Genomic DNA, 14655 nt, shown 5'->3' with positions numbered 1-14655 from the left:
TCAGATACATCTTCACCCCGGCTCTCACTCGGAGAGTCCTATTCAGCATGGGCCGATCATGAACAATGTTTTGCCTTTCAACGCTTCTGGTTTGAAAGTACTGACCTTTGCCGTTGCCAGCACTATGGCTACTACCACCCTTGCTTCTAACCCTCTCTATAAATCCGCATACAGCTTTGGCGACAGCCTTTCTGATACGGGTAACCTGGGCCTTGTTTTCTCCGACAAGACCGTAGCAGTACAAAATGTTGCCGCTGCATTGGTGTACCCAATGGAACCGTCTATGAAAGGAGGAAATAACTTTGCCGTGGGTGGTAATACCGGTAAGGAGATCCATGCATCAGTTACCTCCCCAGAACCTTATGAACCAGACAGCCCCAACAAAACACCTCAATCAACCTACTTTATGCGCTACGGAGCGACCGCTAATAAAAATGCGCTCTACATGATTATCGGTGGCGGGAATGACGCTAAGTACGTTGCTTCAGAAGACAGAACACCCTTGCAGGTTGCCAGAAACATTGTAGGAAGTGCCAATGCACTGGGCAGCTTTGGAGCAAAGTACATCATCCTGTTAAATGTTCCTGATGTTGGTGATACTCCTGGAGGCCCCAGTTATCTAGATCATCCTGCCAATCAACTGACCAAAGCCAGCATTGCCATGAATATCAACATCAAGGCACAGGTAGAAGCATCCAATGAAAATATCTTGTTGTTGAACTTGAACCGATTGTTTCAGGAAGTTCAGAGAGACCCGGCTAGCTATGGTTTTAAAGACCTGCCACCAGAGCGAGTCAACAAAACATGCATGAGCAAAGGTCGACTCACAGTTCCTTGTGGAGGCGACGGGGAAGAACGGTTTTATCAAGATGATCCTGATAAAAGTGTTTTCTGGGACGGCCTCCACCCCACCAGCACCATGCACAAAATCACCAGCGACTACATACTCCAAACCATCCGTGGGGCCACCGAAATCGGCAGCCTGCCAAGGCTTGGTTTCTCCCACAACCATTTATTGGACGACAGCGTACTGTCAGAACTCAATCAATATCGCTGGGAAACCATAGAACCAGGCACTCTGAATTTCTTTGGCAGTGCTGGCGGGATGGAAAACCAGATCTATAACCCTGTCGACAATAAAAACAGTGAGAACCGGGGTTATGTTGTCCAGGCGGGCATGCATTATCAGCTGACTGAAATGCTCAAACTGGGTGCAGCCATCCAAACCGCTGAAACAAAGTATGAACCAGGCTCATCCAGCTACAAAACAGAAAGCCTTGGCGGCAGTGCTTTTGCCAACTACACCCGCGAGCGCTTTTTCTCTGACCTGACCATCAGTTATCTGGATCTCGATTATCACAACAAACGTGGATTTAACCTGGGAGCCCAGCAGCGCCGGGAAAGCAGTTCCACCAGCGGCAAGCTCTACGGCTTTGTTCTTGATGCAGGCTATGCCCTCTACGACGATGGTTTCCTGAGAGCCGGACCAATCGTGACCGGCAGTTATCACAAATCGACGACTGACGGATTTGCTGAATCAGGCAACAGCTCTACCGCCATGGCTTTTGGTGAACAGGATCTGGATTTCAAATCGGTTGCCGGGGGGGTCTTCCTGGATGTCAGAAATGCACAAAATCGCTTTGGTCTGCAGCTGGATTACAACAAGGATTTGGATAACGACGACGTAAGAGACATTGATCTGCGCCAAAAAGCCATGAGTCGTATGGCATACCTGCCTGCTGATGTTACCAAGCAAGACGCCTGGAGGATGAAGTTTCGCCTGGGTCATAACCTGACACCCGACGTTTTACTGTATGGAAGTTACCAGTTCACCAAGGCCGACGAACACCAGACTGACTACCAAATGATTCAGTTGGGTATTTCCTGGTCTCTATAAACCCATCTTAAGCATTTCTTGAATTACCCCAAGCAAAAATACCGAACAAAATATTAATGAAAGCAAAGGTTTACTATGAAATCCGCTTTTCCTTTCAAGCCCTCTTCGCTAAAAAACTTTTCGGCTGTATTTCTCACACTACTCATATCTCAGGCTCACTCGGATGAACTTTACAGCAATTTCTTCGGATTTGGTGACAGCCTTTCTGATATCGGAAACCTCAAGATGTCGTACAAAGGCATGGAAATACCGCTTATTTTTACCGATAAAACGGTTACTTATCAGAACGTAGCCAGCACTTTAAGACTGAAACTTCTTCCCTCTATGAGCGGTGGCAACGATTTCGCTGTAGCAGGCAATACCAGCAAAGAAATTCTGTCATCCATCACATCAGACTCTCCCTATACTCCCGAAGATCCAAAGCCCTGGATACAGGCCCAAAAACAAAACACCTTTTTCATGAGGTATCGTGGGCAGGCTGATAGAAAAGCCATCTACATGATGATGGGAGGCGGCAATGATGTGAAAGATGTCGTCAATAAAACACGGACACCTCTCCATGTTTCCCAGGAGCTCATCAAAAGTGTCAATGCGCTTCATGACTATGGCGCACGCTATATCCTTATCTTAAATGTTCCTGACGTTGGAGAAACGCCAGGAGGCGAAGTGTTTCTTAATGATTCCAGAGCTCAATTGACTCTAGCCAGTAATCAAATAAACGACGCCTTACTCGCTGAAATCCATAAGTCCGAGGCTAATATCCTTTTGTTTGACTTGAATGGACTGCTTAGAGAAGTATCCCGCAACCCTGCTTCTTTTGGTTTTGTCGATCTGATACCTCAAAACGTCCCACGCACCTGCATGATAAACAGAGCACCTGGCGTACCCTGTGAGGCTCCTGCTGGAGAGCCTCCGAGAGTTATAACAGGTGATGCAAAAAAATCTGTTTTCTGGGATGGCTTTCACGGGACCAGCATCATGAACAAGATAGCCAGTGACTATGTCTTGCAAGCCATCAGAGGTGCCAGCGAAATAGCCAGCCTTCCCAGAATCGCGGACTCTCACTCAAACACCTTCGATAGCAGTATTTTCAATGAACTCGCACAGCACCGCTGGAAATCATCAGAATCAGGTTCTTTGTCTTTCTTTGGTGGTGGCGCTGGCGTAGAGAATCAGATTTACAGTGCTGCCGATAGAAAAACCAATGACAACAAAGGTTACGTACTGCAGGCTGGCCTTCACTATCAGCTGTCCGATGGATTCAAACTGGGTGCCGCTGTTCAGGGAGCCGAAACCCGTTATGAGCCTGGACAATCCAACTATAAAACAGACAGCATGGGTGGCAGTATTTTTGCCAGTTACCAAAGAGAAAAGTTCTTTTCCAACGCTGCTGTGAATTACCTGGATCTTGACTATAAAAACAAACGGGGATTCTACCTGGGCGCCCAAAAGCGGAAAGAGAGCAGTTCAACCTCTGGCAAACTCTACGGATTAACGGTCGAAGCAGGCTACGCCCTTTACGACAACGGACGAATCAAAGCAGGTCCAATAGTCACAGCAAGCTATCACAAGTCATCAGTAGACGGTTTTAGTGAGTCCGGAGACAATCTCACCGCAATGGTGTTTGGAGATCAGGACCTGGATTTCAAAAATGCAGCAGCGGGTATTTTTTTGGATGCCATCAACGAAAAAACTCGCCTTGGGTTACAGGTAGACTACAACAAGGATCTGAATAATGACGACCTGCGAACCATAGATCTGCGACAGAAAMCCATCCAGCGCATGGCTTACCTGCCCGCCGATATCAGCAATAACGACGCCTGGCGAATGAAGCTAAGAGTAGGCCACACTCTGTCACCCGATGTTGAAATATACGGCAGTTATCAGTTCACCCGAGCCGATGACTACCATACAGACTATCAGGCTATACAGTTAGGTTTATCCTGGTCACTGTAATGCCGAATATTCCTGCTGGTAGATGACCAGAGCTACAGGAGCTTGCTTAACTCTGCTGATGGCTGTTTCATCAGCAGTGCCTCCACACTTTCTACCAGATCCTGAATAAACAGATGATTGTTCACACCTTCAGGCAGCTTTTTGCCAAATGCTGAAATCTGGGCGTAATTTGCCAGCCCATTAAACAACGTTGAGAGAATCACGACAGTTCTGGTGAACAACAAGGGCTCTGGCAGCTCAAGTCCTGCTTTCCTCATAAACTTCCACAGTCGTTCAGAGGAGAAGTGACTGGCAATATCGTCCTGATGCAGATAGGGGAAATTCCTGTCACCAAACAACTGTGCTGTGATCCTGATGTAACTGAGTCCCCCTTTTGCGTCCAATCTGTTAGCCAGAGGAATGACTATGGCTCTGGCGATATCCTTTCCTGACACCGTTTGCTGCTGTTCAAACTCATCCAGCAGCTGATTTCGATCCTCATCAATACAAATCAGATGCTTATGAATAATGGCTTCAATCAGTTCCTTTTTGCCACCAAAATGGTATTGCAGAGCGGATCGATTCCTCTGACCGGCTTTCTGATTAATCTCAGCCAGGGTAACGTTCTCAACCCCTTTTGTAGCAAACAGCTTTTCGGAAATGGCAATAATTCTTGCCTTGGTTGCAGCGGTATCCTGACGCACGGGCAACTCCTTTTCTTCAGACAGTACAGCCACTGTCTGGTCATCAGAACTGAAAATAAAGCGATAACAGCCGCATTTTCATTATGAAAGCCGCAGTGTACATCCAGACGCCATATGTCAAAACGATAAAGTCACAAAACCCATCGAAGACCCGGGCAACGGCTCAGCAGATGTTTACAAATACCATCACATTTTGTATGGTTCAACCTAATACTTAAGTCTTAAGTCTTAAGTCTTAAGTTCCAGCATGGAAACGCTGTACATGCCGGGCGGTCTTGAGGACACAAGGACTGGTGGATGCCAGAATCCTTTAGCCAAGGTGGATAAGAATAATGAAAAAAGCTTTACGCGCTGTTCTGGCAGCGGGCGTTGCCGTTGGACTGGCAGGCTGTGGTTCCGAAGAACCCACTACAACCTCACAGGTAACACCAGCCGGGGAAACAAAAGAACCTATTTTCCAGCCTCACGACTGGCAACCAAAAACAAGAGACCTGGAAGGGTTTGGCAAAGAGTACACCGATGCCATTAAAATAACGGATGGTATCTACCAGGCCAGGGGCACAGCAAATGCCGTTATGGTTGCAACCGACGAAGGCAATGTCCTGATTGATACAGGACTGGCTGGTCGACCATTGCAAGAGAACACTCTGGCCGACAAACTGAACCGGGTGAATGGCAAACCTTTCTCACACATCATTCTTTCTCATGCCCATGCGGATCATTACTCCGGCATTAAAGAGTTTGCTGATGACAACACTGAAGTGATTGTCCACAGGGAATTCCTGTTTAATCAGCAATACCTGAAGGACCTGATCCCTCACGTCATGCCCAAGAACAAACTGTTCTTCCCCAATGATGTTCCGGATCTGCCTGACTTTGGCGGGCTGACCACCAAACTGATTCAGAAGGCTTATCCGATTGTTGAACCCGAAGTGGTGATTGACAGTGCGCCTTATGAGTTCACTGCCGGAGGACAAAAGTTTGTCGTCTATCATACGCCCGGGGCCGAAGGTTATGACAACATCTCTGTCTGGATGCCTGAGCGCAAAATTCTGTTTACCGGTGACGTGTTTGGACACATGTTTGGTATGTGGCCAAACCTGACCACCATTCGTGGAGAGCGTGCCCGCTTCACTCGCCCTTATGTTGATTCACTGAATCTGATGCTGGAACTGGAACCAGAAATGCTGATCCCAAGCCATTTCTACCCCATTGAAGGCAAGCAGTACATTGCGGATACCATCCGGAAAACCAGAGACGCTGTTCAGTACGTGGATGATGCTGTCATTGAAGGCATGAATTCCGGCAAAGACGTCTACACCCTGATGGAAGAAATCAAACTGCCGGACGAACTCTACCTGTTCGAAGCCCACGGCAAACTGTCCTGGGGGGTAAAAAGTATCTGGGAAGCCTATACCGGCTGGTTCAAGATGGAAACGGCTAACGAGATGTATAACGTACCCGTTCAGGCTACCTACCCTGAATTGATTGAGCTGGTTGGCAGTACTGAGCCCGTCCTTAAAAAAGCTCAATCCAACCTTGATGCTGGAAACCTGGAAAAAGCTCTTTATTTCATTGATATGGTAGCAGCGGTTGAGCCCGAGAATGCCCAGAACAAGAAGCTGAAGTATGAAGTTCTGGTAGCCATGAAAGAAAGGGCTAACGAAGTTAACCACTATGAAACCATGTTCCTGAACGACCTTGTCACCCGAGCGAAAGCTGCTCTGTAGCCCCAGAGCATCGAACGGCAACTGATATCCGCGGCAGTTGCTGTTCACCCCTTCCTCAACGCCCTCTCAAGAACAATCTATCGAGTTGATCCAGCGTCAATAAAGTCCAGGTAGGTCTTCCGTGATTGCACTGACCACTGCGTTCTGTGTGTTCCATATCCCGCAGCAGAGCATTCATCTCTTCGATTGATAAACGACGATTCGCTCTTACTGAACCGTGACAGGCCATGGTTGCCAGTACTTCATTGATCTTGCTTTCAACTCGATCACTGCCACCGTGCTGCATCAAATCTGACAACACATCACGAACCAGCTTCTCGACATCGGCATTGTGAAGCATCACTGGAACCTGTCTAACCAGCAGGGTTTCTGGCCCCATACGCTCAAGAGTTAAACCGAGCTTTTTGAAGTAATCCAGATTTTCTTCCGCACAGTTAGCTTCGCGATCACTGACGGCTATAGATTTAGGCACCAGCAAGGGCTGAGCTTTAATGCCATCAGCATGCCAGGAGATCTTCATCCGCTCATAAGTGATTCGTTCATGGGCAGCATGCATATCCACCAGAATCATGCCTTGCTCATTCTCGGAGAGGATATAAATACCTTTCAGTTGAGCAATAGCAAAACCCAGTGGTGGAATATCTGCAGTCTGTTCTGGAAGATTTACGGCTGCTGCCTGGGGTACGGGCAGATCATTGACGGCTACCGGCTGACCTTCCTGAACTTCATTCCGCTCTGGAGCCGAAGAAGCATAAAGTTCACTGTAGGCCTGAATCTGTTTTTGAACCTGACCAGGCTCGGGTGTTTCCCTTACAAAATTGGCCGCTGTGTTTGCAGAGCTTCCTGTTGAAGCGCCATAGGAGAAAGTACTAGAGGCCGGAGCAGACGCCAGCTGCATACTTTCCTGACTCTTGAACTCTCCACCTTCAACACCGGAAGCACGGGTTTGAGGCTGAGAAGACAGAGCCGCCGATGGCAGGTGATCTTCCGGTGATACCTCACCCAGAGCACGATGCAAGGTGCTGAACAGAAAGTTGTGCACCGTTCTGCCGTCTCTGAATCGAACTTCATGCTTGGTCGGGTGAACGTTGACATCCACCAGCGAAGGATCCAGCTCAAGATACAAGACAAAGGTCGGATGTCTTCCACTGTATAGAACATCCCGATAGGCCTGTCGGACAGCATGAGCCACCAGCTTATCCCTGATCACCCGGCCATTTACAAAGAAGTACTGAAGATCAGCGCTGGAGCGGGAAAAGGTGGGTAGACCAACCCAACCCCAAAGTTTCAGGCCTGATACTTCAACATCAATAATGACCGAGTTTTCAATAAACTTCGGCCCACACAGCGATGCGACCCGTCGGTCTTTTTCTGCCTGAGTAGTGCAGGGTCTTAACTGATGAATGCTGCGCTGGTTATGCCTGAGACTGAATCCAGCATCAAACCGTGACAGAGCCAATCGCTTAACAACTTCTTCAAGATGTGAAAATTCTGTTTTTTCAGTTCGCAGGAATTTACGACGGGCAGGCGTATTAAAAAACAGATCTTTAACTTCAATGGTCGTACCTACTGGATGCGGAGCAGGATTAACCACTGCGTCCATATCGCGACCTTCAGTACGCACCTGCCAGCCCGATTCCTGCCCTTCAACATGGGAAGTCAGTGTCAGACGGGAGACAGAACTGATTGACGCCAATGCCTCACCCCGAAAGCCCAGAGTTCCAACCCCTTCCAGATCTTCCAGTTCGGAGATCTTACTGGTGGCATGTCGGGAGAGAGCCAACGCCAGATCATCTTTGGCAATGCCATGACCATCATCACGAATGCGGATCAATTTAACGCCGCCACTTTCGACCTCAACGTTAACTCGTTTGGCACCAGCATCCAGGCTGTTTTCCAGCAGCTCTTTCACCACAGAAGCAGGGCGTTCAACCACCTCACCAGCGGCAATCTGGTTAGCGAGGCGAGTGTCGAGTAAACGAATCGGTTTCATAAAGGCAGGCGAATCAGTCCAGTGATATAAGAATTGAGCAAGTGAGGAAAGACTATCAGTGTCCATCCATATTTGCCAAGGTGCTACATTCCTAACAAACTGTATACCAGTGTCGGCGCCCAGCTCATAGTGAGATCAATCAATGCCGGAGCTGCATTCCGATCGTAGTATAGGGCTGAAACTTCATCCTTAAAGTCCTTGAGTCGCCACAAAGCCAGCATGGCCGGAATAAACTGACAGCCCGGGATGGTATAACCCAATAATGTCAGAGCCGGTAATAAGGGGCTGGCTGACCCGCAAACGGCCGCTACCTGTAGAATTCGTCGCCCCAGATTCTTGCTGATTTCGTAGTGCACCCGGTCTTTCATGACATTTTTAAGCAATGCCTGCAGTTGATCCACTTTCTCCTCTGACACCACATGAGTAGCCGCGCCTTTTACCTTACCCCCTGCCGGAGACATGATTTCAGCGGACTTGACCAGAAACTCCCAAACTTTACTTTCCAGCTCCGGGACCGGCATCCCCGTCATCACATCAATCATGGGAGGCTCGATCGGCTCTTTTGCCTCCATGGACTCTTTAGCCAGTGCTTCAAGCTCTATTGCCAGCTTCCGCTGCTCTTCCTGAAGCGCCAGCTCTTTTTGAATTTCTTTCTGCTTCCAGACCTGCTCTGGCATCAGAAGTTGCCGCCTGATTCGAACAGGATGACCCACCGGCGTTTGAGAGGGTCTGTGAAGGGCCGCACGGCTCGCTGAAGGCGGTGCCACTGCTGACTGATCTCTTCGAACAATTTGCTCACAAACCTCAGGTATCAATTGAACCAGAGCTTCAGTCTGCTTTTTTCTTTTAGGAACATGCCCCAGTGTTGAGTAGTGAATAAGGAAAGACGCCGCGTCTTTCAACCAACCCAGAACACCTTCCGAAGAAGAGTCATTGGCTGGAAGGTCTGGGTATTCATTGATTACCTCAAACTCTTCCAGCAAGTCTGAGACATCTGTTGCTGGCGCTTCAAGCTCAGGTGGTGAAACAGACAGGTTGTCAAACTCTGCGATTGAGCGGCTATCCAGCTTTTTAATGCTATCGCTGAACACCCTGTTACCAGCTCTGTTAACAGAATTATTCTGATTGAAGCCATTTTCAGAAGGCGCATGAGGGGACAGCCCATCGACGGATGAACTCTTGGTATGGACAGGTAATGAATTTACTGAAGCCCCCACATTCATGGCTGGATCCCCCCTTGGATTTTTCACATAACGGCACTTTATGGGAAAAAAGCCAGGGAAGGACTGACCAGCCTGTCAGTAGTGCTGACAATCTCTGTGGAGGCTCTCTTTAATTGGGAATCACAAGCACCTGCCCGGTTCGGATTCGGTCAGAGCGACTGATTTTGTTGGCTGTTTTCAATGAGCTCAGGCTGATGTCAAAACGACTGGCAATCTCGGACAGGGTATCCCCAGCCTGAATCACATATTGATCAGGACGAGTGCTCACCTTACCTTCAGCCTTCAGCTTGCTCAGCAGGGTACCTGGAGGAGGTTTTTTCACAAAGTAGCTTTTCACACCCTTGTGAATTTGTCGGGCCAATGCACGCTGATGACTGCGAGTTTTCAACTTGCGGCCTTCTTTCGGGTTGGAGATAAAACCAGTCTCAACCAGGATGGAAGGAATATCCGGTGATTTCAACACCACAAAAGCAGCCTGCTCAACCTGCTTTTTATGCAACCGGTTAATGGTTCCAATGTTCTTCAACACCATATCACCCACTTCCAGGCTGGAAGACAGTGTCGACGTCATAGAAAGATCCAGCAGAACACCCGCCAGAATATCATCCTTGTCACTCAGGGAAATACCGCCTTCACCGCCAATCTGATCCGATGAGTTTTCTCTTTGAGCCAACCACCTTGCCGTCTCTGAGGTCGCACCACCTCGTGACAGGGCAAATACCGAAGCCCCATTTGCCCTGCGATCGGTGAATGCGTCAGCGTGAATCGAGATGAACAGATCGGCACTTGATTTACGGGCAATGCTTGAGCGCTCACGCAAGGGAATATAGTAATCCCCTGTTCGCACCAGAACGGGCTTAAAACCTGGTTCTTTCTTCAACAGGGCAGCAAGGTCTTTGGCAATGTTCAACGTGACCGCTTTCTCATGCCCGCCGCCATAAGCCAGGGCACCAGGGTCTTCTCCCCCATGTCCCGCATCAATGGCTACAACAATGTCTCTTCTGGAAGAAGGTTTGCTGGGCACTCTTTCAGGAACAGCAGCCTTTGTGCCCTGACTGTCAAACAAGTCAACCACAAGACGATAGCCGTATGTTGCATTAGGCTTCAGAAGAAAACTCTTGCTGGTCACCTTGTTTCGCAAATCCAGAACGATGCGCAAATCTTTCTTGTTACGCACTCCGTAACGAATTTTACTGATTGGCGTAGTACTGAGGCCTGGAGTAGCAACAGTGGCTGGCTTTTTGGTGCCCCGAATATCGAGGACCAGCCTGTGAGGGTTTTCAAGAAAAAACTGGGAGTGTGCGACTTCACTGGAAACATCAAATACCAGACGGGTTTTATCCGGAGAGCGCCAGAGACGTATATCATTCACCTGGGCGGCAAACGATTGCAGAGGCAACAGCAAGACAGCTGCAAACAGCAAGATGCAACGACTGACTCTACTTTTAGTCTTCGATGCTCTTGCTGTTTTTAATATCTGTAGCCTGCTTAAGAACTTCCTTATCCCTGACGACATTCTCCCTCCTGCCGTCCCTGCAGCTGCTTCAACATAACCTGTCCACGCTCGGTTCCCGCTTTGATCAAAGCCTTACGTCCGGGCAGGTTGTAATCCAGTTGTACTTCCAGATCAGCGTCTGGCAGAGCGCCCTCACCTTTACAGGGCCACTCGATCAGACACAGACAATCTTCCTCAAAATAATCCCTTCCACCGATAAACTCGAGTTCTTCAGGGTCGGCCAGTCGGTACAGGTCAAAGTGATAGACCTGTTGGCCATCAATATTATAAGGCTCCACCAGGGTATAAGTTGGACTCTTAACCGCACCCTGGTGGCCCAGGCTTTGCAGAATCCCCCGGGACAAGGTGGTTTTACCGGCCCCAAGATTCCCAACCAGATAAATCACGGCCTGACCACCGCTTACTTCAGCCAGCTCCTTACCCAGCTGCACCATTTCCTGCTCATTATCAATCAGCAGCTCAATCCTGCCTTCCATATACACTCTATTTCGTTGACTGGAGCCGACACATAACCGGCTCAGTATTCATTGTTTATATAGCTCAAGGCTGCTTTGCTATTTTGTTTAGCTGACTTCTTATGTGAGGGACTGTTTCCAGTGCCAGCATACCTCTTTCGCCCTGGAGTTGAGCCAGTTGATCCGCTCCGGTTGCATGCAACCAAACCCCCAGGGCTGCTGCACAACTTGCTTCTACCCCTTGCGCGGAAAGGGCAGCAATCACTCCACTGAGTACATCCCCCATACCTGCAACGGCCATTCCCGGATTACCATCGGAGCATAGATTCAGACTCTGGCCATCATATACCAGAGTACCTGCTCCCTTTAATACGACTACAGCTTTGTACTTGTTGAATATTTCTTTCGCCGCCTTCACTCTGTCAGCGTTGATTGTTGCAATGCTGGTATTCAGTAATCGAGCCGCTTCACCGGGATGAGGTGTGAGAATCATCGGGTACTTTCGACCTTTAAGCAACGCCGGATCTTCCGAGATAATATTGAGGCCATCAGCATCCACCACCACTGGACACTCGGCATTCAGAACTTCAGTGAGTAGCTCCCGTGCCCAGCTGTCTTTGCCCAACCCTGGCCCGACTACCAGCAGGTTCTTTCCTGCTATTAGCGGGCGCAGATCCTCTGCACAAGAAACCCCGGATGCCATCAATTCAGGTCTACGTGCAGCCAGAGCCAACAGATGTTCCTGACGAGTAGCTACGGTCACTCTGCCTGCACCACAGAATAATGCGGCTTCCGCTGACATTATGGCGGCTCCGGGCATACCATGATTCCCTGCCACCACCATAACATGTCCATTGTCGCCTTTGTGTAAATCCCTGGCCCGGGGCTGAACCCAGCCACTCAACATATCCTCTGACAACCTTACAGCTTCAATAGAGACTGATTCATAGATCTCTTTCGGCACACCCAGATCAGCAAACTCAACCTGTCCTGACAGTTCTTTGCCCCTGCCTGATAGCAGGCCAAGCTTCATACCAATAAAGGTCACTGTCACATCGGCTTTTACTGCAACACCCAGTTCTATCCCTTTATCCGCACAGAGGCCGGAAGGGATATCAATAGCCATCACTGGGGAGTCGGACTGATTGATGCGAACCACTGCATCTCGATAATCACCCGATACGTCCCTGCCTAACCCGGTTCCCAGCATGGCATCAACCAGCACATCACCGGATAGCGGCACACCCTGTGTATAGGGGTTAACGGAAACCTCTTCAACAATACACGCTTCGTAAGCTAGCCGGGCATCACCAGAGAGTTTGTCAGGAGAAGACAGGGTCAACACAGTAACCGGAATCCCCCGTTTTGCCGCGAGCATGGCAACCAGATAGCCGTCTCCACCATTATTTCCGCCACCACAAAAAACCTGAAGACTTTTACCCCGCAGCAGGTCTGGCCAGTGATTTATGATTGATCTGAAAGCTGCCCGAGCAGCCCGGTTCATCAATTCAAAACCATTGATCTGAAACTCATGGATCGCCGTATAATCCAGCTGACGGACTTGTTCTGCAGTATAAAGCCGATCACAGGTGCGGATTGAAGTGCTATCGTACATAAGCATTTACCTTTGCCTCTATACAAAAGCTTACCTTAATATTAAAGGGCAAACAGCTCAGAGTCTGTCAACGTTGTGGCCCGACACCCAGCTTTTCTGTCGGGTCTGTCCATTCTCCAAACACGCCCCTCACTTCTCATGGAAACAACTAAAACGCCCGGTTTTAGCCAGGCTGCTCTTTGCTTCGGTGGTATTTTTCTACTGATCTCAACGGGTATTTTCTGGCTGGACATCAATCTTCACCTCCTGCTGATCACTGCTCTGGTTTGGGCCTGCCTCCATGGCCACAGACTGGGCCATTCTTTCCAGTCCATGCGCTCAGGTATGAGTGAAGGTATCCAGAAAGGTCTGGGAGCCATTTACATCTTTATCATCATCGGGATGCTGGTAGCGGCTTTCATTGAAAGTGGAACCGTGGCCTGGCTCATTTACTACGGGCTGGAGTATCTCAGCCCCGGATTGTTTTTGCCTGTCAGTCTGATCCTCTGCACTCTGATGTCTCTGGCCACTGGTACTGCCTGGGGTACCGTGGCTACGGCCGGTGTTGTGTTGCTGGAAATTGGTTCTGCGATGAATATTCCTCTGCCACTGATTGCCGGTGTAGTTATTTCAGGTGCCAGTTGTGGAGACAAAATGTCACCGGTCTCAGACACCACCAACCTGTCAGCCATGAGTGCCGGTGCCCCCTTGTTCAGACACATCAAAGTCATGGCCTGGACCTCAACCCCCGCCTACACGCTGACCTTACTGACTTTCACACTGATTGGTTTCTCATACACATCCGAACCTAATCTGCCAGATTCTATCCAGATGATGCAGTCAGCATTGTCATCCAGTTTTTCCATTTCCCTGTTAGCCGTTCTTCCTCTGGTAGTTCTCGTAATTTGCAGCGCACGCCGAATGGCACCGGAAATCGCCATGCTGGCCAGTATTCTTACCGCAGGTTTTGTTGCTATAGCCGTTCAGGGGGTTGATGTTACTCAGTTTCTGAACAGTCTTCAGGGAGGTTATAAGGCGAACACTGAATTAGAGACCCTGAACAACCTTCTTAGTCGGGGAGGTATTCAAAGCATGATGTGGACATTGTCACTTTGCCTGATTGCTTTGGCTTTGGGAGGTGTTCTAAACAAGCTGGGGATACTGACCGCTTTGCTAAAAGGTGTAATCAGTCGTGTACAAAGTACAGGCTCTTTAATTGCCACAACCATCAGTACCGGATTTCTCAGCAATATGTGTCTGGGTGAAGCCTACCTTTCTATCATTCTGGGTGGTCAGCTGTATAAGAAAGCGTATGAAAAAAGGGAGCTGGACTCTGCCATGTTGTCCAGATCACTGGAAGAAGGTGCGACACTGACGACCGGGCTGATCCCCTGGACGACTTCCGGGCTGTTCTATTCGGCCACACTGGGCGTGAGTGTACTGGAATTTGCGCCATGGGCTCTGTTCAACCTGCTCAGTCCTATGCTGGCAATCATCATGGTCTTTTTGGGAATCGGTATTTTCAAAAAGAGACGTACCGCTCAAGCAAATACTCAAGACGCAGAATACCTGTCAGAGTAAAACTGACGGGTTTACTTAAAGTGTGGA

At 49.0% G+C, this 14655-nt stretch carries 10 protein-coding genes; 4 read left to right on the top strand and 6 right to left on the bottom strand.

The window, feature by feature from the left end; translation table 11 throughout:
* Positions 1-58 precede the first annotated feature (58 nt).
* Both WG89_RS07015 and WG89_RS07010 read left to right on the top strand, forming a co-directional pair.
* Positions 59-1897, top strand: coding sequence for an autotransporter domain-containing protein (locus WG89_RS07015; protein ID WP_062263360.1), 1839 nt, complete (start codon positions 59-61; stop codon positions 1895-1897).
* Between the two features lie 75 nt (positions 1898-1972).
* Positions 1973-3853, top strand: a complete 1881-nt coding sequence (locus tag WG89_RS07010; protein WP_062263357.1) for an autotransporter domain-containing protein — start codon at positions 1973-1975, stop codon at positions 3851-3853.
* A 32-nt stretch (positions 3854-3885) separates the two neighbouring features.
* Here WG89_RS07010 and WG89_RS07005 read toward each other — a convergent pair whose 3' ends face one another.
* Positions 3886-4536, bottom strand: coding sequence for a TetR/AcrR family transcriptional regulator (locus WG89_RS07005; protein ID WP_172806732.1), 651 nt, complete (start codon positions 4534-4536; stop codon positions 3886-3888).
* A gap of 332 nt (positions 4537-4868) precedes the next feature.
* Here WG89_RS07005 and WG89_RS07000 point away from each other — a divergent pair, with 332 nt between their 5' ends.
* Entirely contained in the window at positions 4869-6266 is a 1398-nt protein-coding gene (locus WG89_RS07000; protein WP_062263350.1) for an MBL fold metallo-hydrolase, read from the top strand.
* A gap of 55 nt (positions 6267-6321) precedes the next feature.
* Here the strand turns inward: WG89_RS07000 and mutL are convergent, their stop codons facing one another.
* From mutL to WG89_RS06975, 5 genes are all read right to left on the bottom strand, one after another.
* Positions 6322-8259 carry a DNA mismatch repair endonuclease MutL gene (gene mutL, locus WG89_RS06995; RefSeq protein WP_062263347.1) on the bottom strand — a complete coding sequence of 646 codons (1938 nt, stop codon included), beginning with the start codon at positions 8257-8259 and terminating at the stop codon, positions 6322-6324.
* An 83-nt stretch (positions 8260-8342) separates the two neighbouring features.
* Positions 8343-9482: a hypothetical protein gene (locus tag WG89_RS06990; RefSeq protein ID WP_062263343.1), complete on the bottom strand. Its 1140-nt coding sequence runs from the start codon at positions 9480-9482 to the stop codon at positions 8343-8345.
* A 109-nt stretch (positions 9483-9591) separates the two neighbouring features.
* Positions 9592-10905 (bottom strand): N-acetylmuramoyl-L-alanine amidase family protein, encoded by a 1314-nt coding sequence (locus tag WG89_RS06985; RefSeq protein ID WP_245662883.1) that lies wholly within the window; start codon positions 10903-10905, stop codon positions 9592-9594.
* A gap of 77 nt (positions 10906-10982) precedes the next feature.
* Positions 10983-11474 carry a tRNA (adenosine(37)-N6)-threonylcarbamoyltransferase complex ATPase subunit type 1 TsaE gene (tsaE, locus tag WG89_RS06980; protein WP_062263339.1) on the bottom strand — a complete coding sequence of 164 codons (492 nt, stop codon included), beginning with the start codon at positions 11472-11474 and terminating at the stop codon, positions 10983-10985.
* Positions 11475-11538: 64 nt separating this feature from the next.
* Positions 11539-13068: a bifunctional ADP-dependent NAD(P)H-hydrate dehydratase/NAD(P)H-hydrate epimerase gene (locus WG89_RS06975; protein ID WP_062263336.1), complete on the bottom strand. Its 1530-nt coding sequence runs from the start codon at positions 13066-13068 to the stop codon at positions 11539-11541.
* 138 nt (positions 13069-13206) lie between these two features.
* Between WG89_RS06975 and nhaC the strand changes: the two genes are divergently transcribed.
* A complete protein-coding gene (gene nhaC / locus WG89_RS06970; RefSeq protein WP_062263737.1) occupies positions 13207-14628 on the top strand; it encodes a Na+/H+ antiporter NhaC in 1422 nt (473 codons plus the stop codon).
* Positions 14629-14655: the final 27 nt, after the last annotated feature.

The organism is Endozoicomonas arenosclerae, assembly GCF_001562015.1.
Lineage (GTDB): Bacteria > Pseudomonadota > Gammaproteobacteria > Pseudomonadales > Endozoicomonadaceae > Endozoicomonas_A > Endozoicomonas_A arenosclerae.
This window is presented reverse-complemented; position numbering and strand designations above follow the sequence as displayed.

Bases quoted from the DNA above. Each gene is read 5' to 3' on its own strand.
- WG89_RS07015 (WP_062263360.1), top strand. From the start codon at position 59: ATGAACAATGTTTTGCCTTTCAACGCTTCTGGTTTGAAAGTACTGACC.
- WG89_RS07000 (WP_062263350.1), top strand. From the start codon at position 4,869: ATGAAAAAAGCTTTACGCGCTGTTCTGGCAGCGGGCGTTGCCGTTGGA.
- mutL (WP_062263347.1), bottom strand. From the start codon at position 8,259: ATGAAACCGATTCGTTTACTCGACACTCGCCTCGCTAACCAGATTGCC.
- WG89_RS06990 (WP_062263343.1), bottom strand. From the start codon at position 9,482: ATGAATGTGGGGGCTTCAGTAAATTCATTACCTGTCCATACCAAGAGT.
- tsaE (WP_062263339.1), bottom strand. From the start codon at position 11,474: ATGGAAGGCAGGATTGAGCTGCTGATTGATAATGAGCAGGAAATGGTG.
- WG89_RS06975 (WP_062263336.1), bottom strand. From the start codon at position 13,068: ATGTACGATAGCACTTCAATCCGCACCTGTGATCGGCTTTATACTGCA.
- nhaC (WP_062263737.1), top strand. From the start codon at position 13,207: ATGGAAACAACTAAAACGCCCGGTTTTAGCCAGGCTGCTCTTTGCTTC.